Below are 26,818 nucleotides of genomic sequence, written 5' to 3'. Positions count from 1 at the left end.
ATTGTAAAAAGTAGATTGTAAGGAGAGATCTAAGATGCAAAACAGTCATGCCATCCAGAATGAACAGTTATTTAACAAAATCATAGATGAGCTGCCGTTAGGGGTGATGATACTTAATCATCAAAAGGAGATACTGTTTTGTAATCAAAGATTGTTGTGGATGATGGATGACGATGAAAACGAAATGACTCATCTTCTCCAACAAGACTTCCTTCTCAGTACAATCGTTAAGATGAAAATAAATAAAAAAGAGCTATTAATTAAGGGTGAACGGTTAGAAGGTATAAATGGCGCTGCCTATATGTATCTTTGTGCACTTTCAAATGAAGCTATTGCAGATTTGCTACCTACCGGCCAAGGACAGCAAGAGAATGAGATGCTAATAGAAGACATTCTAGAATATGCTTATGACGGCTTAGTGCTTGTTGATGCAAAAGGCTATGTCGTTCTGTTGACGCAAGCATATGCGGAATTTTTGAAGGTCGATCAGAAAAGCTCAATAGGTAAGCATGTTACAGAAGTGATCGAAAATACGAGAATGCATATCGTTGTAAAAACAGGTAAGCAAGAAGCAGCCTCCTTACAGAAAGTAAATGGTGGCTATATGATTGCTACTCGTTCGCCTATTTTTAAAAATGGAAAAGTAGTAGGTGCGGTTGGAAAGCTCCTATTTAAAAATGTTGGTCAGTTTTCCGCATTATTTAAACGATTGCACTCATTAGAAAAAGAGTTGAAGAAATATAAGGGTGATTTTAGAGAAAGTAATAAAGCATCATACTCTTTTCATCATTTAATTGGTGAATCTCCTGCTTTTAAACAAGTAAAAGCGCAAGCAGTCAAAGTGGCCGAAAATGATTCTAATGTGTTGCTCTTAGGTGAGAGCGGGACAGGCAAGGAATTATTTGCACATGCGATTCATCAGGCAAGCAGTAGGGGAATGGGGCTGTTTGTAAAAGTGAATTGTGCTGCTATCCCAGCTGAATTAATTGAATCCGAACTATTTGGCTATGAAGAGGGAGCGTTTACAGGTGCAAGAAAAGGCGGCAAAGCAGGAAAGTTTGAAACAGCAGATGGAGGCACAATTTTTTTAGATGAAATAGGTGAGCTGCCCATTCATATGCAAGTGAAGTTATTACGCGTGTTACAAGAAAAAGAAGTTGAACGAGTCGGTTCAACTAATAGTAAAGCCATTGATGTTCGTATTATTGCAGCAACTAACCGTAATCTAGAGGATATGGTTAATAAAGGAGAATTCCGATTGGATCTTTACTATCGCTTAAAGGTGATGGAAATAACCATTCCTTCTTTAAAAGATAGAAAAGAAGATGTTTCACGACTGTCTCATTATTTTACAGAAAAATACGCAACAATGATGGCAAAACCAGTCAAGGGGATTGACGAAAAGGCGCTCCATATCTTGAAAAACTACCATTGGCCAGGCAATATTCGAGAACTTGAAAATGTAATCGAGCGCGCGATGAATATGGTTGATCTCAATTGTTTTATTGAACCGAAGCACTTGTCGACAAATATTAAATTACAAGAAACAGTAATACCTACACGTACATTAGCAGAAGTCATGGAAGAAACAGAAAAACAAACCATTATTCAATGTCTAACAGCAGTTGGTGGCAAGAAAACAGAAGCAGCCAAACGTCTCGGCATTAGCCGTACGACATTGTATGAAAAAATGAACAAATATCATTTGCTAGAAGAGTAAGCAAGGTTTAGAACGGGATTCTACCAAATACTTGTTATAGTGTTTGGTAGGATTTTTTTTGTATGATACCCAAAACGGTACAACTGTAGATGATGATTGTTAATTATCCACACAAAAAGACGGAAAAACTCGAAGGAGTGTGGGCAATTGGAGTTTGCCCACACAAAAGAGTGGAAAATCCAGAAGAAATGCGGGTAATAAATTACGATTTGTCCACACAAAAGAGTAGAAATCCCAAGAGTAGTGTGGATATCAATGTTTATCCACATTATCTGTAACCCCTATTCTCACAAAAACAAAAAAGATAAATGATTCGATATTCCGTAAATCTGTTAAGTAATCCGTACAAGAACTGAGTGGATATTCTTAGAGTGTACGTAAATCCATACAGAATAACCGCAGTGTTTTAAAAGTGACAGTTTTTCTGAACGGTTTTTGCGAAAAAAATGTGCATGAATATAAAAAAGAATAAGAATAGAGGGAATTTTTAAGTTGGCACGTTCATTGCATAGTTTTAACAGACGGTTTATTGTCAGTATGACTCCAAAAGAAATTTTTGGGGAGATGTATATGGAAATGAAAACGTTTTCTACAAGTAAAAGTAAGAGGGAGTTACAAAGGGGGAGAAAAGCAACAATCGGACGACTCTGGGGAGAAGTCAGTTTGACTTGTTAGCGAAAATAAAGGGGGATTTCATTGTTTATTGAGATTTTTGCTATTATACTAGCATTAGGACTTTTAATTTTCTTAGCTTATCGTGGTTATCCAGTTATTATTATTGCCCCAATTGTTACGTTATTAGCTGTTGTCATATCTGGAGGGTTATTATTACCAAGCTACACAGAGACGTATATGTCGAATGCAGCTAATTATATCAAATCATTTTTCCCAATCTTCCTACTAGGTGCGATTTTCGGAAAAGTGATGGAAATGACAGGAGCAGCAGCAGCCATTGCAAGGACAATTGTATCCTCACTAGGGTCAAAACATGCTATTTTAGCTGTTGTACTTGCATGTTCTGCGTTAACATATGGAGGCGTTTCCCTATTTGTCGTCGCATTTGCTGTTTATCCGTTTGCTGCAGCTATCTTCAAAGAAGCTGATATTCCTAAACGTTTAATTCCAGGCGCTATTGCATTAGGAGCATTCACGTATACAATGGACGCACTACCTGGTACGCCACAAATTCAAAATATTATACCAACGAATTATTTTGGAACAGATGCTTATGCTGCCCCTCTTGTAGGTATCATTGGAGCAATTATTATCTTCACTGGCGGGATGATTTGGTTAGAACGTCGTAGAAGGAAAGCGCTTGCGAATGGCGAAGGTTATGGTACAGGGCATAAAAACGAGCCTGAAAAAGTCGACCCGAATACGTTACCAAGTTTTTGGTTAGCAATCTTACCACTCGTTGTCGTGATTGCATTAAACTTTATTTTTAGCCGCACAAGTTGGTCTGCGAAATTCTGGTATGATGCATCACAGCTTTCTGAACAATACAATATTGCTGATCCAAGCACAGTCACTTCAACATGGGCACTCGTTGCAGCATTAACCATCGGAATAATTGTCGCAATGCTCACGAATGTGAGAAAAATAAAAACAGGTTTGGCAGCAGGGTTAACGACAGCTGCTATGGGTTCATTACTAGCAATCTTTAATACTGCTTCTGAAGTTGGCTTCGGTAATGTTGTGAAAACGCTACCGGGTTTTACAGCGATTCAAGACTGGGTATTTAATGCAAGCAATAATCCGTTAGTCTCTGAAGCAATTGCTGTAAACGTACTCTCAGGGGTAACTGGATCTGCCTCAGGTGGGTTATCAATCGCATTAGAGGTAATGGGTGCACAATATTTACAGATGGCACAAACATTAGGTATTTCGCCAGAGTTACTTCATCGTATTGCTTCTATGGCTTCAGGTGGAATGGATACCCTTCCTCATAACGGTGCTGTTATTACATTATTAGCGATTACTGGCTTAACACATAGACAATCATATGGAGATATCTTTGTGTTGACAATATTAAAAACGATTACTGTATTTGCATTAGCTTTTGCTATTTCACTATTTATTTAATTTAATAGTTTATAAGGAAGATGGAAGGAGAGTCATACCATGAGTAAAATAATTACATCTTTAGATGAAGTGTTAGAACAAGTTCAGGACGGTGCTTCTATAGCAGTAGGTGGTTTTGGTTTATGCGGTATTCCAGAGAAACTAATTATAGCCCTGCAAGAAAAAGGAACGAAGGAACTAACGGTATACAGTAATAACTGTGGTGTGGATGACTGGGGATTAGGCTTACTTCTACAAAATAAACAAATCAAAAAAATGGTCGCCTCTTATGTAGGAGAAAATAAAACATTTGAAAAACAATTTTTAAGCGGTGAGCTTGAAGTTGAACTCGTTCCTCAAGGTACATTAGCTGAAAGGTTAAGAGCTGGTGGCGCTGGAATTCCAGGATTTTATACTGCAACTGGTGTAGGCACAGAGGTCGCTAAAGATAAAGAACATAAAGAATTTGATGGAAAAACATATATTTTAGAAAGAGGCATTGTAGCGGATTTCGCTTTTGTAAAAGCATGGAAAGCAGATCCATTTGGCAACTTAGTCTTTAGAAAAACAGCTCGTAATTTTAATCCAACTGTGGCGACAGCAGGAAAAATAACGATTGTTGAAGTAGAAGAGTTAGTTGGTGCGGGAGAATTAGATGCAGATGAGATTCATACACCGGGCGTATATGTTCAACATGTATATGAAGGAAAAGCTTATGAGAAAAGAATAGAGAGACTAACAACGAGAAAAGAAGCTTAAAAGGAGGACATAATCATGAGTGGAAGAGAAAAAATACTCAATAGAGCAGTAAAAGAAATTAAAGATGGTATGTGTGTAAACCTTGGTATTGGCATGCCTACTTTAATTGCAGATCGCATCCCTGAAGAATTTGATGTGATGCTTCAATCCGAAAATGGTTTATTGGGCATTGGTAGCTACCCGAAAGAGTCTGAAGTAGACGCTGATCTTATCAATGCTGGAAAAGAAACAGTGACAGCTAAACGTAATGCTTCGTATTTTGATAGCGCAGAATCCTTCTCTATGATTCGTGGCGGTCATATCGATCTTGCTATCCTTGGTGGTATGGAAGTATCTGAAACAGGTGATTTAGCCAATTGGATGATACCAGGAAAAATGGTTAAAGGTATGGGTGGCGCCATGGACCTTGTTCAAGGAGCAAAACGCATCGTTGTCATCATGGACCATCGTAATAAATATGGTGAATCTAAAGTGAAAAAGAGTTGTGAATTGCCACTAACTGGTGAAGGAGTTGTTCATGTACTTATTACGGACATGGCAGTCTTCGAATTCACTGAAAAGGGCATGGAACTTGTAGAATTACAAGAGGGCGTGACTTTAGAAGAATTAAAAGAGGCAACTGCCGCTTCTTTTATTGTACGTGAATCGGTGAAATAAATTTGTAGCAAAAAGACTGACTTTATTCTTGAGTCAGTCTTTTTGCTATATGTAAGAGGGGTTAGGAAGATAAGTAAAATAAAGTGGGAGTTTGTGAACAAGTCAGGCATCGTTAGGTGAGTTGTTCTTTAAGTAATGAATACACACAAAAGTTGGAAGGAAAAGGCAGGGAAATGCGTATAGTTCAAGTATACGCGCAAAGGTGGTAGGGAGAAGCCAAAGAACTGCGCGCAAATGATGAATACGCGCAAAAGCGAGGAGTAGCCAACAAAGAACTGCGCGCAAATGATGAATACGCGCAAAAGCGAGGAGTAGCCAACAAAGAACTGCGCGCAACCCATGAATACGCGCAAAAGTGAGAAGTGGCAAACAAAGAACTGCACGCAAAACATAAATATGCGCAAAAGCGAGAAGTGGCAAACAAAGAATTGCGCGCAAATGATGAATACGCGCAAAAGCGAGGAGTAACAAACAAAGAACTGCGCGCAAATGATGAATACGCGCAAAAGCGAGGAGTGGCAAACAAAGAATTGCGCGCAACCCATGAATACGCGCAAAAGCGAGGAGTAACAAACAAAGAACTGCGCGCAAATCATAAATACGCGCAAAAGCGAGGAGTAGCCAACAAAGAACTGCGCGCAACCCATAAATACGCGCAAAAGCGAGAAGTGGCAAACAAAGAATTGCGCGCAAATGATGAATACGCGCAAAAGCGAGGAGTGGCAAACAAAGAATTGCGCGCAAATGATGAATACGTGCAAAAGCGAGGAGTAGCCAACAAAGAACTGCGCGCAACCCATATATAAACCCAAACTCACAAAAACGCAGATGGTGTGTTAAATAGTTGTTTGTGTACATCTTCCTATAGTCAATGGCAAGTCTGCCATTTTTGCTTAAAGTCCAAATACCTCTCTCTTTTCCCTTGTAAAATATAAAAAAATATATTATTCTATTCCCAAAAGGAATGAATGTTCATTCCGAATCATATATTGACTAAAGTGAGGAGCGAGTATATGACGGACGCAAAAAAGTCGAAGCGGCAAGATATATTGGATGCCGCGATTGTTTTGTTTGCAGAGAGGGGGTATAACGGGACGACGGTACCAATGATTGCTGATGCTGCAAAGGTTGGGGCAGGAACGATTTATCGTTATTTTGATCATAAAGAGAACTTAGTTAATGTGCTCTTCCAGGAAAAACTAAATGCGTTATTTGAACAATTATTAAAGGATTATCCGACTGATGCAAGTATCCGTGAACAATTTCATCATATCTTTGAGAGTATTCACCACTTTGCGATGGGAGATACACATGCGCTACATTTCATTGATTCTCATTGTAATGAAATGTTTTTAACAGAAGAGAGTCAGGAACTTTTTGATTCGTTTATAGAGTATATCTCCAATGTTGTTAGGGTTGGTCAAGAAAGAGGAGAAATTATTGTTCTACAAACAGAGGCTTTGATAGGTGTTGTTTATGGTGCCATTGTACAAATTTTAAAAATGGTGCGGGCAGGAACGATTGATGGTAGTTCTCCTTTAATGGATAACTTAGAGGAATGTTGTTGGAATGCGATTAAAGCCAACTAGTTAAGCTAGCTTGAAAGTTGATTTCAAGCTGAACATAAATAGGAATGAATATTCATTCCGTGATTTAAAAAAGAGAAAGGAGCCAGAACGTGTCAAAGTTTAAAAATGTAAGAACCCTATTATTTTTCGGGTGGGTTGTCATCTCAATATTAAGTTTCCTTTGGATGCCGAATATGGATGACCTTGTTAGAGAAAAGGGGCAAATAACCATACCAGATAATGCCTTAAGTAGAGAAGCGTCACACATGTTAGAGGAAATGGATGAGAATGCAAATACGTATGATTTTATAGCAGTAATAGGATCAAAAGATGGCAAGAAAATGTCTAATCAGGAGAAAGAGGAATTAGATAAACTTCTTGCAGAATTAAAAGCCAGACAATCAACACTTGGTATCGAAGAGATGACAACGCATTTAGATGGTGAAGAAGCAGCTTCGGTTCTAACAGCTGAAGATTGTTCGACCATACTAGCGCAGATTTCTATTGACCGAGAGCAAGGAGAATTACAGGAAGTCGCTAATTCTCTTAGAAGTGAGCTCATAACAGAAACACTCCAGGTTTCTATTACTGGCAACGAACTTGTCATGGAAGACTTTGTTCAGGCGACGCAGGATGGGATTAAGAAAACCGAGGCAATTGCCGTCGTATTCATCCTACTCGTATTAATTCTTGTTTTCCGTTCACCGATTATACCGTTTATCTCATTATTATCTGTGGGTGTATCCTATATCGTCTCTATGTCTATTATTGCCAACTTAGTAGAATCATTTAATTACCCATTTTCAAATTTTACGCAAGTGTTCTTAGTAGTGATTTTATTTGGAATAGGTACGGACTATAATATTTTACTTTTTACGAGGTTTAAAGAAGAGCTGAGTAAGCAGGAATCCATTTTAGAGGCACTTAAAGTTACCTATCGTACGGCAGGAATTACTGTTTTATATAGTGGTTTAGCGGTGTTTATTGGTTTTATTGTATTAATGTTTGCTCAATTTAGTTTGTATCAAGCTAGTTCGGCAGTAGCTATTGGTGTAGCAGTCCTTGTCGGAGTGTTGTATACATTTAATCCATTTTTCATGTACGTATTAGGGAAGAAAATGTTTTGGCCATCTAAGAAATTTGATGGTCATGCAGACAGTAAATTTTGGGGATTTCTATCAGGACATTCAATAATGCGTCCTTTTCTCTCATTACTTATTGTCCTCCTTATCTCTTTGCCATTTGTATTCAAATACTCGGGAGAATTAAGCTATAACGACCTTCTTGAAGTAGATGATTCTTTTGAATCAAAACAGGGGATCAATCGGATAGAAGACCATTTTCCTTCTGGGTTCTCAGCACCGGCAACATTAGTTATAAAAAATGAGCAATCACTCAATCAACAAGAGTCATTGCAAGCGATAGATGAATTGACAGAGAAAATATTAGCTGTCGATGGCGTATCCAAGGTACAATCTGTAACAAGACCAACTGGAGAAAAAATAGCAGAACTCTATTTAAATGATCAAACAGATCAATTAAACCAAGGGATTGGGGATGCTAACAAAGGGGTAGGATCGATACATGATGGTTTATCTTCTGCTGAAGGAGAATTATCAGCCAATCAAAATAGTAATCAATTAGAAGATGTGCAAACACTCATTGATGGAACAACAAATGCTAAAAACGGAGCGTCGACCTTAGTTGAGGCACTGAATGAATTAACAACTGGAATTCAATCAGGAAGTAGTGGGGCAAGTGAGTTAAATCAAGGGGTTGCAGATGTGAAGGCAAGTGTGGAACAGCTTTCTGGTGCAACTGGCACATTATTGAATGGCTATACAGATCTGCAAACAGGTCTTTCGAATACAGGCAATGTATTTATACAGATGAATACTGCAGTAACAAGCATGACTTTGGCATTTACGCAAATTGAGCAATCTTTAACAAACTATATTGAAGAAAATCCCGAAGCTGCTTCAGATGAACATATGCAATTCGCATTAGGAACAGCAGGGGAGGCGAAGCAACAAGTTGAGGGGTTAAATACGCAATTAGAAGCTGTTCATCCGCAATATGAAAGAGCGATGTCCCAGTTTGAAGAAGCGAATGCAGGACTAGAGCAAGTGGATGCTGGTTTAGAAAAACTGCATAACGGTTTAGTTGCATTAGAGTCAGGTGCAAATGAATTGCAAGCAGGGCTAGCAAATGGTGCAAATGCATCAGACGAAATGGCAACAAAATCGGGTGAATTAGCGTCTGGTTTAGCCCAGATTAATGAGGGACAAACCATGCTCCAAACGGGTTTAAATGATTTAAGTGAGAAAATGGTGGAGTTACAAAAGGGATTAATAGAAAGTACAGATGGATTAAATCAAGTAGGAGAAGGTTTACAGGATGCAAATAAGTATCTTAGCGGGTTAAGTGACTCGAAAGCTTCAGAGAAATTCTTTATTCCAGAGGAAGTGTTAAATGGAGAGGAATTCCAGCAAGCACTTGATATGTATGTATCAGATAATCAAAAAATGACGACGTTGACGATTGTGTTAGAAGAAAATCCTTATACAAATGAAGCCATGAAGGTAATGGAGGAAGTCAATCGTCAAGTGCCGGCAAGCTTGAAGGCAACCATTTTACAAGATGCTGAATATGCAATCGGTGGGCAAACACAGCAAAATCTAGATTTACAAAATATTGCTACAGAAGATTTCGCTCGAACGGCAACAATAATGTTAATTGGCATTGGCGTCGTTCTAATGGTCATTACCCGTTCAGTTATGCAGCCATTATATATTATTGCTGCACTTCTATTAGCCTACTATACTTCATTAGGTATTAGTGAATGGATGAGTCAATCTATTCTTGGCGTGGGTGAACTCGCTTGGAATGTGCCGTTTTTTGGCTTTATTATGATTATCGCTCTTGGGGTCGATTATAGTATCTTTCTTATGATGCGTTTTAATGAAGTGGATGGTAATCCAGTAAATGCGATCTTAACGGCAGCGAAAAATATAGGTGGAGTAGTGATATCGGCTGCTATTATTTTAGGAGGGACCTTTGCTGCATTAATCCCTTCAGGTGTTATTACACTGATTGAAGTGGCGCTAGTTGTGATAATTGGGCTAATCATGCTGAGCTTACTTATGCTACCAATCTTAGTCCCATCATTTTTAGCCATTGGGGAGAAATTAAAGAGAAGAAGAGAAGAGACCTAAAGTTAAGAAGAACAATCTCTTCCCCGGTTTTCTTAAGACCCTTCTATCAGAAATAAGAAAAGAGCCGAACATTCGCTTCGGCTCTTTTGCTTTAATCCTTCTTTAACTTCGCAGCCCAGAAATTCCCTAATGACTGTAATCCTTGTACTAAAATAATCAGTAAAATGACTGTGACATACATCACATCAACTTCATATCTTAAATGTCCATAACGGTAGGCTAAGTCACCAAGTCCTCCGCCGCCAACGAGTCCTGCCATTGCTGTAGCACCAATTAATCCAATTGTTGCAATCGTGAGTCCAAGAACGATTGAAGAGCGAGATTCTCTAACAAGTACATTCCATATAATATGTCTTGTTTTAATTCCCATTGCTTCATAGGCTTCGACTACGCCACGGTCAACCTCAAGTAATGCTGATTCCATTAAGCGCGCAATATATGGAGCAGTATAAATAACAAGTGGGACAATTACGCCTTTTACACCAATCGATGTACCGACAATAAATTTGGTAAACGGTAGAATGAAAAATAATAAGATAATAAAAGGTACGGAACGAATGACGTTAATCACTACGTTGAGCACATTATATACAAATTTATTATCTAGGGCTTTACCTGGTCTAGTCAAAACAAGGAGAATCCCTAATGGTAGCCCGATCAGAATGGAAATAGCGAGAGAGATACCAACCATTTGGAAGGTTTGTATCGTTGATTCCCATAAATCAGCACCCCATGCATCAAGAAATTCGTTGATGGCGTTCATTGAGTGTCACTCCTTCCACATGGACTTGTTTCTCTTGTAAAAATTGTATGGCTTTGTTAATTTCTGCTGTATCGCCTTTAAAATGGACAAGCAACTGTCCGAATGCTTCATCTTTTAATCTTGTAATATTACCAGATAAGATATTAGGGAAAATATCATATTTTTTCGTTACTAATGCAAGTGCAGGATCACCTGATGATTCACCAAAGAAAGATAATGTTGCCACTTGGCCACTTTCACTTAATTCCTCTAATAGATCATCGGGGATATCATGTGAAAATAAGCTATTAACGAATCTTTTTGTTGTACTGTGTTGAGGAGAGGTAAAGATATCCTTCGTTCGTCCCTCTTCAATAATTTCCCCATTTTCCATAACGGCCACACAATCGCAAATCCTTTGGATAACATTCATCTCATGTGTAATAAGGAGAATCGTAATCCCTAATTCTTTATTGATTTTTAATAGCAAATCAAGAATTGCCTCTGTTGTATCTGGATCTAAGGCGCTTGTTGCTTCATCGCTGAGTAATACTTCTGGTTCATGCGATAATGCACGTGCAATAGCAACCCTTTGCTTTTGGCCACCAGATAACTCAGCTGGATAAGCATTTTGTTTTTCACTTAAACCGACAATCTCTAAATATTTATTAACGCGGCTCTTTACTTCTTTCTTATCTAATCCTGTTAGTTTAAGAGGGATAGCAATATTATCATAAACTGTTGCTGTTTTTAATAAGTTAAACCCTTGAAAAATCATGCCGATATGACTTCTTGCTTCACGGAGTTTTCCTGGTGTCAGCGTGGTTAAATCCACCCCATTGACTTTTACAGAACCATTATCAGGTTTTTCAAGTAAGTTCACACAGCGAATTAATGTACTTTTACCAGCGCCGCTGTATCCGATAACCCCGTAGATTTCTCCTTGATTCACTGATAGTGAGACATCCTTTAATGCATGGATGCTTCCTTGTTTTCCTGTAAAGGTTTTGGTTATATTCTTAAGCTCTATCATGATTTGATGCTCCCTCCGTAACGCTCATTTTTAATCATTTTACCAAGAGACGATAACTGATCCGTCAAATTCCTCTTCAACAAACTTTTCAATTTCTTCACTGCGGTAGATATCAGCTAATTTTTCAAGAATTTCATCATCTTTATTCTCCGTACGGACAGCAGCGTGGTTTACGTAAGGTGAATCCTTAGGCTCGATAAAGATAGCGTCTTTAGAAGGGACAAAACCGGCTTCAATTGCAAAGTTCGTGTTAATAGCTGCAGCGTCAAGCTCTTCTAGCTGACGAGCGATTTGAGCAGAGTCAAGTTCAATAAATTCATAGTTACCATTGTTTTTTTCAATATCACGAACTGTTGAATTAATACCTGTTTCAGGATCTAATTCGATTAATCCCGCTTTTTCAAATAGTAATAGAGCTCGGCCACTATTTGTTGGGTCACTCGGAAGACCGATTTTTGCGCCATCTTTTAATTCAGCTACATCTTTTACATTGAGTGCATAGATGCCCATCGGGAATGAAACGGTATCAAAAGATTTAACTAAATCTAAATTTCTATCTTCTTTAAATGCATTAAAATAAGGCTCTGTTTGAAAAATGTTTAAGTCAATCTCTTTTTCAGCTAATGCGACATTTGGCATCACATAATCAGTAAATACTTGTGATTTAATGTTGATATTTTCTTCTTTAGCTAATTCAATTACTTTTTCTAAGATTTGCTCATGTGGACCTGCAGTGACACCAATGACTAATTCTTCATCGTCATATAATCCTTCTGTAGAGTTGTTGGCTTCATCACTACCACATGCAGCTAAGCCTGTTAAAGATAATAAGACTGTTCCAGTTAGTAACCATTTTTTCATGATGTTTGAACTCCTTTTTGTTCATTTTGTTTTTCTAATAATCGAAGTGCTTGTAAAACAGAATGTTCACTTATCTCGTTTTTCATAAAGTGAATAGATTCAGTTGGGCGTATCGCCTTTTTTACAATTGTCTTCATTAATTGCTCATCATTCACATCAATAGTTAGACTAGAGAGACTACTTGGCAATTGCCAGCTCTCATAAAACGGGAGAAGGTAATCAACTTCCGTCCATTTTTCTTCAATGGCCAATTGACCAAGAATCCCGTAAGCGACTAATTCCCCATGAAGAAAATCTTGGGCTGCATCCGCTACGGTTAGTCCATTATGAAACGAATGGGCACCAGCGATTCGTCCTGCTTTTTCGCCGAATCCACCGACCATACCCCCAGTCATGATAATCGTTTCAATCACACGGATAAGTGCTTTTGAGGTTTCGTTTTTGGCTACTGATTGTAGTGCGGCTTCACCATCATTAAGCAATGTATCTCGGCAAATTTTAGCTGAAAATTGCGAAATTTGTTTAGGTACAGGAAGTGTTTCTTCAGGGTAAAAACTTTCAATTAGAGCTTCAGCTTCATAAAACTTGGCTAATGTATCCCCAATTCCTGCTTTTAAATAAGTAATAGGCGCTTTAGCAATAATTTCAGGTTCAACCAATACGAGGGTTGTCGCAATAGGGAACTCTGTATAATGAGTAAAGCTGCCTTCTTCATTATAAAAAACACTTAATGGTGTCCATGCGGCACAGGTAGCTGCGATTGTTGGTATAAGAATGGATTGAACAGATGCTTCAATCGCAACTGCTTTTGTTATATCTAATGCTGTCCCACCACCAATACCTATTACGCCATTAGCACCATCATTTGTTATTATTTCTTGGATGTCATGGACCTTTTTTAAGGTAGTGTGACCATCTATATAATGAAGGTGAACGTTGTTATCTATTACTTCCTTGGGCAAGTAGGGTTGCACGGCTTGCCAAGCTTTTTTACCGGTTATTATATGGTATTTGGAAACAGAAATATCTTTAAGTAGGTCGGGGAGTTCTGTTAGAATGCCTGAACCTAATAAATAATGTCCTGGAGCCCCTTTTACGATTGTTACAGTCATTTCCTCTCCTCGTTTCTCTTTTGATGTGATGATAAAAACAAAAATGCCTCTCATCATGAGAGGCATAAATATACTAGAATAGTAGTAAACCTCTCTCATATATCAAAATACCAAAAAGTATTTTGCAGGATTTAGCACCTGTTCATATGGGTATATGAATGGTTGCCGGGCGTCGCAGGGCCAGTCCCTCAGCCGCTCTTTATAAGAGAAAATGCTTTATTAAATTATATTCATAATATTATCTATTACATGAAAAGTCAATAACATAATTGAAATTAATCATTAAACTAGTGATGGTGTTCTACTTGTGGGGTGTTTTCTTCAATCGGATGAATTGAGTTCTTCGCTTCTTGATGAATTCCCGATGCACAGATAATGGCGATGCTTAATAAGAATGTTAGATAGAAGGGCACAGGTCGATTTTTCAATGCTTCCTTTAATGAATGTTTTTTGTGCATGAGAAGCATCATGGCAAAAATACTAATTAAATAAATCAGATCCATGCTAATGATCATAAATGTAACTTCACTGGGTACCAACATAATGCCTAGCATTGCCCCCATCATACTTCCCATGAGACTTGACGCTTGAGCTTCAACGAGTCCGTTTGTTTTAAACGGTAGTCCTATAAAAATGGCAATGACAGCGCTAATGAGAATTGATAATACAGTTGCTTTAGCCATTTCTGGTAACCACACAGATATAATCAAACCGATTGTTAAGCTACTCGTCATACCAACCACCATGGGAATACATTTAGAATATTTTGTAGCTATTTCTTTCTTTTTTCTAACGGCACTAATAAAGAAAAAGAAACTGTAGCCGACAACTAGAAAAAGACTGAACAAAGCAAGCATATTCAAATTACCCTCCTTTGGATGCTCATAAAATATCTCGATGCCTCCTTTCATATATATTTTGTATCGTAGTGATTATGTCAGTGCAATGATAAGAAACTTTTTATACTGTTCATTCGTAAATGAATAAAGCAATATTTTCAAACTAAGAAAAGTGGTAGTCTTGGTTTATAAGTTTTCATTCAGAACAGTTTTATAAAAAAAGGAGTTTTTATATGGGGGAAGAAATAAAGATTAGACCGATACATATAAATGATGCAAGAGATATTCATGATATGCATAGGCAAGATTCTATTATTCAACAAACAATGGCCTTATCATCGGGGAGATTAAAAGATATTGAAGATTATATTGAAGGACTTACAAAAGAAGACGATGTATTTGTTGCAGAATGTAACGGTCATGTTCGAGGGATAGCTTCCTTAGAAGAGAGAAGTGGAAAGTTAAGATATAGCGGAATGTGTCCATCTCTATTAATGAAGAAGTACAAGGAAGAGGGATTGGCAAGACGCTTCTTGAGCGAATAGTAAAGCTTGCCGATGAAGAGTTAGGACTCATCAGATTAGAGTTAGATGTATGTGCAGATAATATAAGGGCGATTGCATTATATGAAATGTTTAACGAGGCTTTGTCTAGCTCCGGACGCCATCGGCTCGAGGTCATAAGCCAATCCGTCAAAAAGGTTAAAAAACAACCTTTCTGCCGGCTCGTCTTATGCTTGTCACCGATAAGCGGGCGCCCTGCGCTTTTCTAATTTATAGATGTCATTATTATGGGAAGAATTAAAGAGAACCTTTAAATAGAAACGATTTAATGTTAAAATTTCACTTCCTGCACGTTAATTAAATCATAACTAAAGGAGAACAGCTGCTTTGAATCACTTAATAATGGAACAACTAAAAACCTATTTTAAAGGAATCAACCCAGATGATTTAGTTATGGAGCAGATGGAATTTGAAGAAAATGTGTATGATATCCTGTTGGAAGATTGGGGAGAGTCAATTGGCTCGGTTCGTATGGATGAATTAGGTGTGGCAGAGTTTTTCATTTATACGGATGAACTAGATGAAATTCCAGGGGAAATGAGTAAGTTTGATATGATCATGCAAGCAGAGCAGTTTATAGAAAGGTTCTATGATTCGACTTTCAGGCATGGGTTATATTTGTCAGCATACATTGACTTAGGTGAATATCATATGATTTTATATAATCGCAAAGATGAGCGGTTGAATAAGGAACTCCCTCATTCTGGAATTAGTTTTACAATGCTTAGTAATGGGGTATTAAGTGCAGTCGAAAGAGAAAGCATGGATTTTGAACTTGTCTATCCCAAAACACTGATTACGAATGAAGAAGCGAAGCGGATTTATTTAAATCATTTAAGGATTCTACCTGTTATTGCAAAGTATGATAATGACATATTTGTCAATGGTGATGATGAGTATCACTATGTTTATCAGTTGGAGGATTTTATTCTTGGTGTACACACAAATGGGGGAATACTTACCTCGGATTCGTTTGGTGTTGGCAAAACGCTGATGACATCCTTACCCGATTTGGCTGAATTTATAGATATTTATACATTGGCGGGAATGACGGAAGACCATATGCTTGTAGCTGAAGCAAAAACGAAAAGTGGTAGACTAGAGGTATGGAGTAAGTTACCTAAAAAATCTTTACGGGTGAGTGAGGAAGATTTATTAGATGATGAATTAGATATCCCTGGTGCGATAAAATTTGTATTCAATGCGGATGGAAGACTGCTTAAATTAATGGGCTTAGATGATTCTGAAACGTTTGTTTCTGGACATGTTAATTCGAAAGTGGCGCTTTTAACTGCTACATCAGTGTTACAAGCAGTTTGTGATAACCCTCATGATTATTTTAAACTGCAACAATTAGACGATAATGTAATAAGTCAAAAACCCGCAAACGGCATATACGATTTTACGTTTATTCGACAAGAAAGGGGCGTTCAAGTAGCTGATGCTTTGGTTCATATTCAAATAGACGATACAGGCTTGGTGAAATATGTAGATGTAGATAGTGAGGTACTCCAAGACTTCTCAAAGGTATCATTTGTCGCAAGCCTTACATTTAAAGCGGCAACAGAAATGATTAAGGAAAAGCTTTTTATGGAATTAAGCTGGGGAAAGAATATAGAGAAGCATCAATACACATTAACTTATTTACCGACCTATCCACTTACTACTGGCCATATTAAAATGATTGATATGAATACAGGGGAACCGTGGGTTATTGACACGAGTTGTATGGATCAATATTAAAACGAATACTGCCTTTTATGCTGAATAATGTATAAAGGCATTTTTTAATTAAGTGGCTAATACAAAGATACAAGGCTAAAGGTCTTGAAAATCGAGTTTAATATATTTTTAATTGGGTAAAAGGTGTAAGGGATTTGTCGAACGGTTGTGTATTCTGTCAGACAAAGAATAATAAATAAAATTTGTCTTAAACTATAACAAAGGTTTTTAGAGGCAGATTAAAGTGAAGTAGAAAAGATTTTTGGGAAAGGAACAATCTATGAAGAGAGTATCGAATGTTTTTTGGATAACTGTAGTAATTGTATTTATTTTTGTCGCTTTAGGTGTAGCGATTCCTAGTGTGTTCGAAAGGATAACAGCTAATTTACAAGATTTATTAACAAATGGTTTTGGATGGTATTACCTTATTTTGGTAACTATCATTGTCGTATTTTGTCTATTTCTCATTTTTAGTCCTATTGGCTCGATTAAATTAGGGAAACAGGATTCTAAACCGGAATTCTCTACTATCTCTTGGTTTGCGATGTTGTTTAGTGCTGGTATGGGCATCGGGCTTGTATTCTGGGGAGCGGCAGAACCGGTATCTCATTATGTCACACCTCCACTGGCGAACGGAGAGACAGATGAAGCGTTTAGAGAATCTTTACGATATACTTTCTTTCATTGGGGCATACATGCATGGGCTATATATGGACTTGTCGCTTTAGTATTAGCCTATTTTCAATTTAGAAAAGATGAACCGGGTTTAATCTCAGCCACATTAAAGCCTCTTTTTGGAAAAGCGATGGACGGTTTTTGGGGTACACTAATTGATGTATTGGCTGTATTTGCAACAGTTGTAGGGGTAGCAACGACCTTAGGGTTTGGTGCAGCACAAATTAATGGAGGATTAACGTATTTATTCGGGATCCCTGACAGTTTTATAGTACAAGTAATCATCGTTGCGATTGTCACAGTATTATTTATGCTTTCAGCGTGGTCAGGCTTGAGTAAAGGCATTCAATATTTAAGTAATGTAAATATGGTTTTAGCAGTAATATTGGTACTGCTTGTCTTTGTTTTAGGTCCAACAGTACTTATTTTAAATATGTTCACAGATACGATAGGTGGTTACATACAAAATATAATGCGAATGAGTTTTAGTATTTCACCACTGAATGAGGACCATCGATCATGGATAAATGATTGGACTATATTTTACTGGGCATGGTGGATTTCATGGTCTCCATTTGTCGGAATTTTTATCGCTCGTGTTTCAAAAGGTAGAACAATAAGAGAGTTTATCTCAGGTGTACTATTAGCTCCAGCGTTAGTTAGTCTTTTCTGGTTTGCGGTATTTGGTACATCAGCCGTGGACGTTCAAAGAAGTGGAGCGGTTGATTTAAGTCAATTTCCAACGGAACAAGTACTATTTGGTGTTTTCAGTGAGTTTCCAGGGTCTATGGTGATTTCGATTATTGCTATTCTATTGGTAGCCATTTTTTTCATTACTTCAGCAGATTCGGCCACATTTGTGCTAGGTATGCAAACAACTTATGGCTCTTTAAATCCTCATAATTCTGTTAAGCTGACTTGGGGAGTGGCACAATCATTAGTAGCCTTAATTTTGTTATATAGTGGGGGCTTACAAGGTTTACAAAATGCATTGATTATTTCCGCTTTCCCTTTCTCATTTATAATGATATTAATGATGATTTCAATTTATCGGTCATTAATGCAAGAAAAGAAAGAATTGGGTTTATATATTAAACCGAAGAAAAGAAAAAAAGAGCAATAAATAAAAGAAGCGCGGGGCTTTTATTCGCGCTTCTTTTTAGTTACAGTAAAGTATCATTCTTTATTTTACTTTTCTTAAAACCATCATACGAAGCATAAACAGCTGAAATGATTGTAATCGCAATAGATACCCCAATAATTGTGTCAAGAATTGAGCTTATACTTGTTGTTGTTGTGTTAAAGAGCTGACTAAGTTCATTGATTAAATTACTGTGAAAGAGATTTGGTTGCAGAATAATTAATAGGAACAAAATTGTATACAAGAGTTGATAGATAGTGTTAATGGTTGCTAAAGATTTGGTCCACTGCCTCTTTACCCATTTATATACCGTTAATGTGAGCTCGCATAAAAGAACAATCAAAACAAGTGGCCAGAATGAGAGAAGAAGCTCTTGGTTGAAAATCGGCGTCAGTAGGGTTAACCCTGTTTCTTGATTATTTTGTGTATAGATACCGACTCTATCAAGTGCGATGAAGTAAATGGTACCCCATATTGCTGTCCAAAGGAACGCAGCAAAAATATCGATCTTCGTGATTCCTTTTTTCTTGGGAATAACAGTGATATTTTTCAAATCATCTGGTGTCCATTTTTCTCCTGTACCGGCGATTTCATAAGGCGCGACGCCAGTTCGTTCCATAATGATGAAGACAATAGCGACCCAGAATACGACTTGGATAGCTGTAGATATAACCGTCCAAATCCCTTTGCCAAAGGCAGTAAATATATAAGTCCAATCTTGATCGCTGTTTAGGTAAGTAATTACTCCTTCAAAAAAGATAAAAGCAACAGCAAACCCAATGGCAAGTTGTAAAATCATCTTCATAGTGGTCATGAATAAGTCATAATAATCAGGACCGATTAAATAGGAGGGCGCATCGCGATAATTCTTCGCGATTTCTGCAGGATCTCCTAAGTCCTCCAATACAGCTTTAACATCTTCGAGCGAATAATTCTCTGGTAGCGCATCTAAGATGGATGATTTTAGCTCTAAAGCAATGTCATTCCGTTGTTTTTCTGGTAGACGCTTTGTAACCTCATGGATATAAACATCAATCCATTCCATTGTTATTTCCCCCCTCTAATAATAAATTCATTTCAGTAGACATTTTTGCCCACTCCTCCTTTAATACTGCGAATATTTTCTTCCCATATTCACTAAGCTGATAATATTTTCTTGGTCTGCTTTCGGTTGTGTCCCAACTACTAGTGACAAGTTCTTGTTTTTCCAGTCGTCTAAGTAGAGGGTATAAAGTACTTTGTTCTATTTCGATGCCTGATTGTTCTAAGTTTTGTACTAAAGAGTAGCCATATTGTGGTTCGTCTAACTGACTTAAAACCGCTAATGTAAGTGTTCCACGTTTTAGCTCTGTTGTAAGGGAATGTAATAAGTCTTTCAATTGTAATCACCTCGTTAATAACAATAGTGTATATCATACAGTATTATGAAATCAATAATAATGTGCATAATATTTTTCGACAGCATTTCTTAACATAAATCTCCAAGGTAGAATAGCTGAAAATGAGAAAGAATAAGAATGCAGAGGACAAGATACATTCGACATTATTTTCAACCATCAGGTTTGTTAACGTGTGGAACGGTTATTTACATAAAGTAATATCTTTTTACTAATGGTAACAAGCGGTGTTATGGTATGATAAACACTAGATTATAAGGAGGGACAGATAAATGGAAGGCGCTTTTTCATTCCTTGATTCTGAGAACACCTGGATACAGCTAGGGATATCAATAGGAATCGTAATACTTTTTTTAATTTTTCGCGGTATTTTTGCAAAATATTTGTTTCAACTATTAATGAAGGTGAGTAATAAGGCAAACTCTCAGCTTTTATCTCATATCTTTCTTTCTTTTGAAAAACCGGTGAAATGGATTTTCATCATTGTCGGTCTATATATCGCAATGGACTTTTTCCCATATTTAGAACAACATAATAGGATATTTGTTGCACTTATAAAATCCGCATTTATCACTATGATTGCTTGGGGATTATATAATGTAGCATCAGCTTCATCAGCAGTCTTTATAAAAATGCGTGATAAGTATAAGTTAGAGGTGGATGATATTCTCATTCCATTTTTATCACGTATGTTAAGAATAGTGATTATGGTTATTGCTGCAAGTATTATCTTGCAAGAGTTTGGATACCATATCAGTGGTCTTGTAGCAGGGCTTGGTATCGGTGGTGCTGCAATTGCTTTTGCAGCGAAGGATGCAATCGGTAACTTATTCGGAGGTTTCGTCATCATAACCGAGAAACCTTTTACAATCGGTGATTGGATTATGACGCCGAGTGTTGAAGGGACCGTAGAAGATATTTCCTTCAGAAGTACAAAAGTCCGGACATTCGCACAGGCGATTGTTACATTACCAAATGGGACAATTGCGAATGAACCCATTACGAATTGGAGCCGAATGGGAAAAAGACAAATTACCTTTAATTTATCGATCTCACATGAGACACCAAGACATAAGCTACAACGTATTGTTGATAGAATTCATTCAACTTTAGTAAATAATGATGATATCCATCCAGAAACCATCTTTGTTACTTTTGATGAAATTAAAGATAATTCATATGACTTATTTTTGTATTTCTTTACGAACACAACCAATTGGGGAGAATTCCTTAAAATTAAAGAGAATATTAACTTTCAAATCATTGATATTCTAGAGCAAGAAGGTGTCATCATTGCGCTAGAAAGCACTCGCGTATATGTTGATTCCGACAAGCTCCTTGCAGATCAGAAGGAAAATAAAGATCAATTAATGTTAGGGAAAGATTCTTAAAAACGAAATCGCTTCTTGTTTAGAAAAGAAGCGATTTCTCTTTTGGTAAAATAATTGAATATTCTACATAATGAAGGGTGAGATAGATGCAAAAATTATTATTAACCGGTTTTGAACCTTTTTTAGATTTTCCAATTAATCCAACCGCAGAAGTTGTGGAAGCATTAGATGGCAAAAAAATTGGGAATTATCATGTGCAAACGGCCTTGCTCCCCGTCTCGTTTAAACATGTAAAACAAACACTTATAACAAAAATGGAAGAAATGAATCCAGATGCCGTGATACTTATGGGGCTAGCAGCTGGTAGAGATAAAATAACGCCCGAGCGGATAGCGATTAATGTAAATGATGGACCTGTTGATAATAACGGAGTTCAACCAGTGGATGAGCCTATTCACATGGATGGCGAAGATGGTTACTTCTCTACGCTACCTAATAGGCAAATGATCGAAAGGCTTCATCATCATGGTTTCCCTGCAAAAATTTCTAATACAGCAGGAGCTTATTTATGTAACCATGTGATGTATCAAGTACTGTATTATATAAAAAAACATAACATTAATATCCCAGCAGGGTTTATTCATATTCCTGCGTCTCATCGATTAGCATTGACCAATAGTAAACTGCCTAGTTGGAGTCAAGAGGATTTAACAAGGGCGATCGAAATATGTATAGAAACGTTAGAGTAGTTAGGGGAATCTAATGTGATTTTAGGTTGAATTAGCATTTAAAGCAACAAATCCGAATAGCGTTAGAGTCTGAAGAGGCCTGGCAAGTGAAAGATATATCTTATATTGGGAGAGGAGTATTAAACGCTGTTTATCTAATTGAAGACCGTTCAAAAGGAAAGTTTGCAGTAAGAACTCCTTGGCTGTTATATTCTCAGTGTATAAAAACTGCCACAGAACATCATCTGTGGCAGTACAAACATAAATTAATTTTTGTATTCTATCCGTTATTAGCAGATTTAGATTTTTGCTTATCTCCTTGTTTATCTTTCTCTAATAAAACAATTAATCCTGGTAAAAGTACACCTCTTATAAGGAATGTATCTAATAGAATTCCAACGGCTACAATAAATCCGAATACAAATAGTAACTCGATAGGTTGTGTCATTAGAACAGCGAATGTTGCGGCTAGAATCAAGCCGGCTGAAGAAATGACTCCACCTGTATGAGAAACAGCTAATTGAACAGCTTCTTTGACACTATGGTGCTTTCTTTCTTCTTGAAAGCGAGAAACGAGCATAATATTATAATCGATTCCAAGTGCGACAAGAAATACAAAGGCATATAAAGGAACGCGGTTACTTACAGCATCGATTCCGAAAAATATCTCTGTTAAAAATGTTCCTAATCCTAATGCTGCTAAGAATGATATGAGAATAGTTCCCATCATATAGATTGGCATTTTGATCGATTTTGTCAAAGCAATAAGGAGCAAGAAGATGAGGACCGTTTCAAGGGTAACAATCAAAAGGATATCATTATTGTTCACTTTACGATCATCTAATGATGACGCTGTTTCCCCTGAAAAATAAATGTCACCATCTATATTACTGTTATCTAATAACTCTTCTTTCTCATTTACTATTTTTTCTAGTTCATTAATACTTTCAATCGCATAAGGACTGTCATTGAAAGTCAAGCTCAGTTGAAGAACTTGATTGTTTTCAGCTGTCCCAGAAGGTCTAACTTCATTTACTTCTGACCTTGATGAAAGTTGTTCGACAATAGAAGAAATTTGTTCTTCAGATAATGCTTGTGATGATTCAACTAAAACAGTTGTTGGTGCAAGATCGCCGCTAGAGAAGTTTTCTTCTAATACTTCATAACCGACACGAGATGGCATATCTTCAGGGAAAGATTTTATCGTATCAAATTCATAGTCTAAGTTTGAAATATTTAATGCAGAAACGACCAAGATAACCCCGACAGATACAACTGATACAATCGGTTTTTTGACAACGAATTGACCTACCTTACTCCAGAAAGAACTTCCTTTCACTGAATGGTCTCCCACTTGCGGTACTTTTGGCCAAAATGCTTTTCTGCCAAATAACGCAAATAACGCAGGGATGAGCGTTATGGATGAGATCATGATAATCGCCATTGCTGTTGCGAAAGTTGGAGCGAAGTTTCGATAATCACCAAACTCGGCAAAGAACAGAACAAGCATAGCGGCAAGAACCGTGCCTCCAGAGAAGAAAACAGGCATGCCAACGCTTCTCATGGCCACTTTCATCGCTTCAAAAGAGTTTTCATGGTTTTTTAATGCTTCTCTAAAACGTGAAAATACGAAAAGTGAATAATCAACTACTGCTGCAAATAACAAGATCAACATAATCGAAATAGTTTGTTGACTGAGATTTAATCCTAGGCTTCCGAAAATACCTAATGACTTCATAACAACTTCATAAACAAAGCCAGCAGCCAATAAAGGAATGATAGCAAGCAGTGGTGAGCGATAAATAACAATAAGTAAGACTAATATTAAAGCGACAGTAGATAAAATAAGGACAACATCAGCTCTTGAAAATAGGTCAAGAGAGTCTGCACTAATGCCAGCAGGTCCAGTTACCCAAAAGTTTAGGTCTGTTTGATCTTCGACAATATCTTGCATTTGATGAATGGAAGTTTGAATATCTCCGCTTTCCATACTAGATGCAAATTGTAGTGGAATAACTGCTATGGATTGATCATCAGAAAAGAAGCCTTTGAGTGCTTCAGGTGGTAATTGTTCTAGTGGAATGACCTCAGTTATTCCTTTAATGTCATTATCCTTAAAGCTATTTAGTTGTTCTGCTAAAACAGAGGTTTCAAGTTGCTCATCATTTTTATCCTGAAAGACAAGGATGGCAGGAATACCGTCAGCGCTTGGAAAGTATTTTTCTAATTTGTTTTGGGCGATAATCGATTGGCTATCTTCAGGGAGAGTAGCAATTCTTCCCACTTGATAATCTTTCGCATTAGGAGCAAAAAATGCTAACCCTAGCGCGATAACTAGCCAACAGACGATGGTAATCCAGGCCCCTTTTTTCGTTGCTACTCGATCAGTAATAGTATGGAGCAAGTTTTTCATTTGATAGGACATCCTTTCAAGTTAGGTTGGGGTAAATATCATAAAAATCCATGCTTCTATCATATTTTGCTCCAAAGTGACACATGTGTCAATTATTATGTGCGTATCCCGTTACTTACCATTTCAATAATGGATTGAACCCATTGCTCACGTGGTAACTGAAAATGATTTGGAATGGCTACTGATTGAAAAATAAAGCCTAATATCATTGTGTCTGGCAAGGAGGGGTTTAACTTTCCTTCTTGCTTACCTAATTGGACAAAGTTTTGTAAGCATGTATACATATTTATACTCATGCTCTTAAAATAAGTTTGATTTGCAACTGTTTTTTCGTTTGTTGTATTCACTTGCTTTGTAATATTGATTAATTCCTGAATCTCAGTTCTTTCAAAGATAATCTCCATTAAGTAAGTAAATTGCCGTTCAAAATCCCCTTTTTCCTCAATTTGCTCGAGTTTTTTCATAAACTGATTCATTTCATAAATCATAAAAGCTGTAATAAGTTCATCTTTATTTTCAAAATACTTATAAATTGTCCCTCTAGCTACATGTAGCCTTTCTGCTAGTAAACTAAACGTAAATCCTTCATATCCAACTTCTAGTAATAATGCTTGTGTATGTTCGTATAATTCTGTAATGGAGAACTTTCTATCTCTACCCATATTTATTCACCTCATCAATATTATAATCGTTTGTCATTTATAATCGAAAGTTATATCTTTTTCATTCATTATTTCTGCAAAAAGAAAGAAGATAAAGTGTTATATTGAGAAACTACTTTTATGGATTAATTACGGAAAAATGGAAGAAGAGAAGGGGAAGGTGAAATGTGGTCCGTTTTGGTAAAAAAAGATTATTAATCCGATGTGTAGAATGGGTATTTAGGATGAGTGTTAGTTAAACGAGAAACATTATTAAGAAATACTCTTATTTGTAAGTAAACATGATTAGACGTCAATCGTATAGGAAGAGATTAGTATGTTAGTAAAATTTTAAGTTGATTTATTAATTCTAAATATTTATATTTTTAAGAATATTTAAAATATAAATGTTGACTATAAAAAACAATAAAGTTAATATATAACATATAGTGATAGACAATCTTACATGGTAAGTCTATTACTATTGTTAAATATCTAAAAATTCTGTTAAATAACAGAATAAAGGGGGTTAATTATGAAGAAAATTTCTTTTGGTTTTATGAGTTTATTTTTAGTAGTATTGCTTGCTTTAACTGGTTGTTCAAATGAAGAGGCGGGGGGGAAGGAAAGCGGGGATTCAAATAATGGATCATCTGGAAGTTCTATTCTTAGTAAAGTGATTGATAATAAGAAGCTAGTTGCTGGGGTGAATGATGAATTGCCAGGGTTTGGCTACATCGATGAGAGTGGTAAGAACGTTGGGTTTGATGTTGATTTCGCTCGAGTACTAGCAGCGGGTGCGATAGGGGATGCCGAAGCCGTTGAGTTTAGACCTTTATCTGCTCAAGAGAGATTTACAGCTGTGCAAACAGGCGAAGTTGATGTGTTAATTAGAAACACAACATGGACAACAAACCGGGATTCGGAAGTTGGTTTGAATTTTGCTCCAACAACTTTCTATGATGGGCAAGGTATTATGGTGAGAGCTGACAGTGGGGTAGAGTCTCTTGAGGATTTAAAAGGTATGCGTATTGGTGTAGATACAGGAACAACAACAGAGCTGAACTTAGCAGATCAGATGAGGGCGCTTGGTATTGAGCATGAGGCGGTTGTGTTTGATGGTCAAGATGCAGTGGTAGCGGCATATGAATCAGGAAGCATCGATGCATGGACAACAGATAAATCAGGATTAGTTGCAAGGCAGGCAGTTATGGAAAATCCTGATGACCATAAGATTTTGGAAGAGAACTTATCGAAAGAGCCACTTGGACCGTCAGTAAAAGGTGGAGATGATAAGTGGTTTGATGCAGTGAACTGGATGGTTAATGCTACTATTCAAGCTGAAGAATTTGGCATCAATTCTAAAAATGTTGATGAATTTTTAGAATCGGAAAATCCTGAAATTAGAAGATTGCTAGGAACTGAAGGAAATCTTGGAGAACAGTTAGGGCTCCCTAATGACTTTGCCTACCAGATTATTAAACAAGTAGGGAATTATGGCGAAATTTTCGAGAAGAATCTTGGAGCAGATACTATTTTCAAGTTAGATAGAGGGTTAAACGCATTATACACTGATGGCGGAATTCTTTACTCTCCTCCATTCCGTTAAGTAAAGATAGACCTGCTTGATGAGAATTCTC

23 protein-coding genes and 1 riboswitch are annotated in these 26,818 nt (G+C 37.1%); of the genes, 14 read left to right on the top strand and 9 right to left on the bottom strand.

All coding sequences use genetic code 11. The features are described 5' to 3' along the window. Positions 1-34: 34 nt before the first annotated feature. The 7 genes from MKY26_RS13770 (at position 35) to MKY26_RS13740 (ending at position 9,980) form a co-directional block, all read left to right on the top strand. Positions 35-1,720: a sigma-54 interaction domain-containing protein gene (locus MKY26_RS13770; RefSeq protein WP_322910473.1), complete on the top strand. Its 1,686-nt coding sequence runs from the start codon at positions 35-37 to the stop codon at positions 1,718-1,720. A 696-nt stretch (positions 1,721-2,416) separates the two neighbouring features. Next, a complete protein-coding gene (locus MKY26_RS13765) occupies positions 2,417-3,802 on the top strand; it encodes a GntP family permease (RefSeq protein ID WP_095371953.1) in 1,386 nt (461 codons plus the stop codon). A 39-nt stretch (positions 3,803-3,841) separates the two neighbouring features. Beyond that, positions 3,842-4,540 (top strand): CoA transferase subunit A, encoded by a 699-nt coding sequence (locus MKY26_RS13760; protein ID WP_095371954.1) that lies wholly within the window; start codon positions 3,842-3,844, stop codon positions 4,538-4,540. Positions 4,541-4,555: 15 nt separating this feature from the next. Continuing rightward, positions 4,556-5,197, top strand: coding sequence for a 3-oxoacid CoA-transferase subunit B (locus MKY26_RS13755; protein ID WP_095371955.1), 642 nt, complete (start codon positions 4,556-4,558; stop codon positions 5,195-5,197). 362 nt (positions 5,198-5,559) lie between these two features. After that, a complete protein-coding gene (locus MKY26_RS13750; protein ID WP_322910476.1) occupies positions 5,560-6,003 on the top strand; it encodes a hypothetical protein in 444 nt (147 codons plus the stop codon). A gap of 207 nt (positions 6,004-6,210) precedes the next feature. After that, the gene (locus tag MKY26_RS13745) at positions 6,211-6,786 is read left to right on the top strand and encodes a TetR/AcrR family transcriptional regulator (RefSeq protein ID WP_095371956.1); all 576 of its coding nucleotides are present in this window, start codon (positions 6,211-6,213) and stop codon (positions 6,784-6,786) included. Between the two features lie 89 nt (positions 6,787-6,875). Then, positions 6,876-9,980: an MMPL family transporter gene (locus tag MKY26_RS13740; protein WP_341097881.1), complete on the top strand. Its 3,105-nt coding sequence runs from the start codon at positions 6,876-6,878 to the stop codon at positions 9,978-9,980. A gap of 91 nt (positions 9,981-10,071) precedes the next feature. Here the strand turns inward: MKY26_RS13740 and MKY26_RS13735 are convergent, their stop codons facing one another. The 5 genes from MKY26_RS13735 to MKY26_RS13715 form a co-directional block, all read right to left on the bottom strand. Then, entirely contained in the window at positions 10,072-10,743 is a 672-nt protein-coding gene (locus MKY26_RS13735) for a methionine ABC transporter permease (RefSeq protein WP_095371958.1), read from the bottom strand. Then, positions 10,718-11,755, bottom strand: coding sequence for a methionine ABC transporter ATP-binding protein (locus MKY26_RS13730; protein ID WP_095371959.1), 1,038 nt, complete (start codon positions 11,753-11,755; stop codon positions 10,718-10,720). The genes MKY26_RS13735 and MKY26_RS13730 overlap by 26 nt, the downstream gene beginning before the upstream one ends. 39 nt (positions 11,756-11,794) lie before the next feature. After that, a complete protein-coding gene (locus tag MKY26_RS13725; RefSeq protein ID WP_095371960.1) occupies positions 11,795-12,616 on the bottom strand; it encodes a MetQ/NlpA family ABC transporter substrate-binding protein in 822 nt (273 codons plus the stop codon). After that, positions 12,613-13,728 (bottom strand): iron-containing alcohol dehydrogenase family protein, encoded by a 1,116-nt coding sequence (locus MKY26_RS13720; RefSeq protein ID WP_095373604.1) that lies wholly within the window; start codon positions 13,726-13,728, stop codon positions 12,613-12,615. The genes MKY26_RS13725 and MKY26_RS13720 overlap by 4 nt, the downstream gene beginning before the upstream one ends. 92 nt (positions 13,729-13,820) lie before the next feature. Then, positions 13,821-13,936: riboswitch (SAM riboswitch) on the bottom strand. Positions 13,937-14,015: 79 nt separating this feature from the next. Then, positions 14,016-14,591, bottom strand: a complete 576-nt coding sequence (locus tag MKY26_RS13715) for a hypothetical protein (RefSeq protein WP_180316933.1) — start codon at positions 14,589-14,591, stop codon at positions 14,016-14,018. 209 nt (positions 14,592-14,800) lie between these two features. Between MKY26_RS13715 and MKY26_RS13710 the strand changes: the two genes are divergently transcribed. The 4 genes from MKY26_RS13710 (at position 14,801) to MKY26_RS13700 (ending at position 18,650) form a co-directional block, all read left to right on the top strand. Continuing rightward, on the top strand, positions 14,801-15,112 hold the full coding sequence (locus MKY26_RS13710) for a hypothetical protein (RefSeq protein ID WP_095371962.1): 312 nt from the start codon (positions 14,801-14,803) through the stop codon (positions 15,110-15,112). Beyond that, positions 15,046-15,339, top strand: a complete 294-nt coding sequence (locus tag MKY26_RS23395; RefSeq protein WP_095371963.1) for a GNAT family N-acetyltransferase — start codon at positions 15,046-15,048, stop codon at positions 15,337-15,339. The genes MKY26_RS13710 and MKY26_RS23395 overlap by 67 nt, the downstream gene beginning before the upstream one ends. A 118-nt stretch (positions 15,340-15,457) precedes the next feature. Then, positions 15,458-16,873, top strand: a complete 1,416-nt coding sequence (locus MKY26_RS13705; RefSeq protein WP_157733902.1) for a hypothetical protein — start codon at positions 15,458-15,460, stop codon at positions 16,871-16,873. Between the two features lie 259 nt (positions 16,874-17,132). Further along, positions 17,133-18,650: a glycine betaine uptake BCCT transporter gene (locus MKY26_RS13700; protein WP_095373605.1), complete on the top strand. Its 1,518-nt coding sequence runs from the start codon at positions 17,133-17,135 to the stop codon at positions 18,648-18,650. A 40-nt stretch (positions 18,651-18,690) separates the two neighbouring features. Here MKY26_RS13700 and MKY26_RS13695 read toward each other — a convergent pair whose 3' ends face one another. Together MKY26_RS13695 and MKY26_RS13690 are read right to left on the bottom strand one after the other, a co-directional pair. After that, entirely contained in the window at positions 18,691-19,713 is a 1,023-nt protein-coding gene (locus MKY26_RS13695; protein WP_095371965.1) for an HAAS signaling domain-containing protein, read from the bottom strand. After that, entirely contained in the window at positions 19,700-20,047 is a 348-nt protein-coding gene (locus MKY26_RS13690) for a PadR family transcriptional regulator (protein WP_095371966.1), read from the bottom strand. Before MKY26_RS13690 ends, MKY26_RS13695 begins: the two co-directional genes overlap by 14 nt. A gap of 290 nt (positions 20,048-20,337) precedes the next feature. On the opposite strand from MKY26_RS13690, the gene MKY26_RS13685 reads away from it, so the two are divergent. Together MKY26_RS13685 and MKY26_RS13680 are read left to right on the top strand one after the other, a co-directional pair. Continuing rightward, complete coding sequence (locus tag MKY26_RS13685; RefSeq protein WP_095371967.1) at positions 20,338-21,456, top strand: mechanosensitive ion channel family protein; 1,119 nt, start codon at positions 20,338-20,340, stop codon at positions 21,454-21,456. Positions 21,457-21,542: 86 nt separating this feature from the next. Next, complete coding sequence (locus MKY26_RS13680; protein WP_095371968.1) at positions 21,543-22,145, top strand: pyroglutamyl-peptidase I; 603 nt, start codon at positions 21,543-21,545, stop codon at positions 22,143-22,145. Between the two features lie 259 nt (positions 22,146-22,404). Here MKY26_RS13680 and MKY26_RS13675 read toward each other — a convergent pair whose 3' ends face one another. After that, the gene (locus tag MKY26_RS13675) at positions 22,405-24,537 is read right to left on the bottom strand and encodes an MMPL family transporter (protein WP_095371969.1); all 2,133 of its coding nucleotides are present in this window, start codon (positions 24,535-24,537) and stop codon (positions 22,405-22,407) included. Between the two features lie 95 nt (positions 24,538-24,632). Further along, entirely contained in the window at positions 24,633-25,199 is a 567-nt protein-coding gene (locus tag MKY26_RS13670; RefSeq protein WP_095371970.1) for a TetR/AcrR family transcriptional regulator, read from the bottom strand. A 514-nt stretch (positions 25,200-25,713) separates the two neighbouring features. On the opposite strand from MKY26_RS13670, the gene MKY26_RS13665 reads away from it, so the two are divergent. After that, the gene (locus tag MKY26_RS13665; RefSeq protein ID WP_095371971.1) at positions 25,714-26,787 is read left to right on the top strand and encodes an amino acid ABC transporter substrate-binding protein; all 1,074 of its coding nucleotides are present in this window, start codon (positions 25,714-25,716) and stop codon (positions 26,785-26,787) included. Positions 26,788-26,818 lie beyond the last annotated feature (31 nt).

Origin of the sequence: Cytobacillus sp. FSL R7-0680 (assembly GCF_038009245.1) — a bacterium.
Classification (GTDB): Bacteria; Bacillota; Bacilli; order Bacillales; family Cytobacillaceae; genus Cytobacillus; species Cytobacillus kochii.
Note: the sequence above shows the minus strand (reverse complement) of the source record. Positions and strands in the feature narration are given on the sequence as shown.

Coding starts and splice junctions, on each gene's coding strand:
- MKY26_RS13770 (WP_322910473.1), top strand. CDS start 35: ATGCAAAACAGTCATGCCATCCAGAATGAACAGTTATTTAACAAAATC.
- MKY26_RS13760 (WP_095371954.1), top strand. CDS start 3,842: ATGAGTAAAATAATTACATCTTTAGATGAAGTGTTAGAACAAGTTCAG.
- MKY26_RS13755 (WP_095371955.1), top strand. CDS start 4,556: ATGAGTGGAAGAGAAAAAATACTCAATAGAGCAGTAAAAGAAATTAAA.
- MKY26_RS13745 (WP_095371956.1), top strand. CDS start 6,211: ATGACGGACGCAAAAAAGTCGAAGCGGCAAGATATATTGGATGCCGCG.
- MKY26_RS13735 (WP_095371958.1), bottom strand. CDS start 10,743: ATGAACGCCATCAACGAATTTCTTGATGCATGGGGTGCTGATTTATGG.
- MKY26_RS13730 (WP_095371959.1), bottom strand. CDS start 11,755: ATGATAGAGCTTAAGAATATAACCAAAACCTTTACAGGAAAACAAGGA.
- MKY26_RS13725 (WP_095371960.1), bottom strand. CDS start 12,616: ATGAAAAAATGGTTACTAACTGGAACAGTCTTATTATCTTTAACAGGC.
- MKY26_RS13720 (WP_095373604.1), bottom strand. CDS start 13,728: ATGACTGTAACAATCGTAAAAGGGGCTCCAGGACATTATTTATTAGGT.
- MKY26_RS13710 (WP_095371962.1), top strand. CDS start 14,801: ATGGGGGAAGAAATAAAGATTAGACCGATACATATAAATGATGCAAGA.
- MKY26_RS13700 (WP_095373605.1), top strand. CDS start 17,133: ATGAAGAGAGTATCGAATGTTTTTTGGATAACTGTAGTAATTGTATTT.
- MKY26_RS13695 (WP_095371965.1), bottom strand. CDS start 19,713: ATGGAATGGATTGATGTTTATATCCATGAGGTTACAAAGCGTCTACCA.
- MKY26_RS13685 (WP_095371967.1), top strand. CDS start 20,338: ATGGAAGGCGCTTTTTCATTCCTTGATTCTGAGAACACCTGGATACAG.
- MKY26_RS13680 (WP_095371968.1), top strand. CDS start 21,543: ATGCAAAAATTATTATTAACCGGTTTTGAACCTTTTTTAGATTTTCCA.
- MKY26_RS13675 (WP_095371969.1), bottom strand. CDS start 24,537: ATGAAAAACTTGCTCCATACTATTACTGATCGAGTAGCAACGAAAAAA.
- MKY26_RS13670 (WP_095371970.1), bottom strand. CDS start 25,199: ATGGGTAGAGATAGAAAGTTCTCCATTACAGAATTATACGAACATACA.
- MKY26_RS13665 (WP_095371971.1), top strand. CDS start 25,714: ATGAAGAAAATTTCTTTTGGTTTTATGAGTTTATTTTTAGTAGTATTG.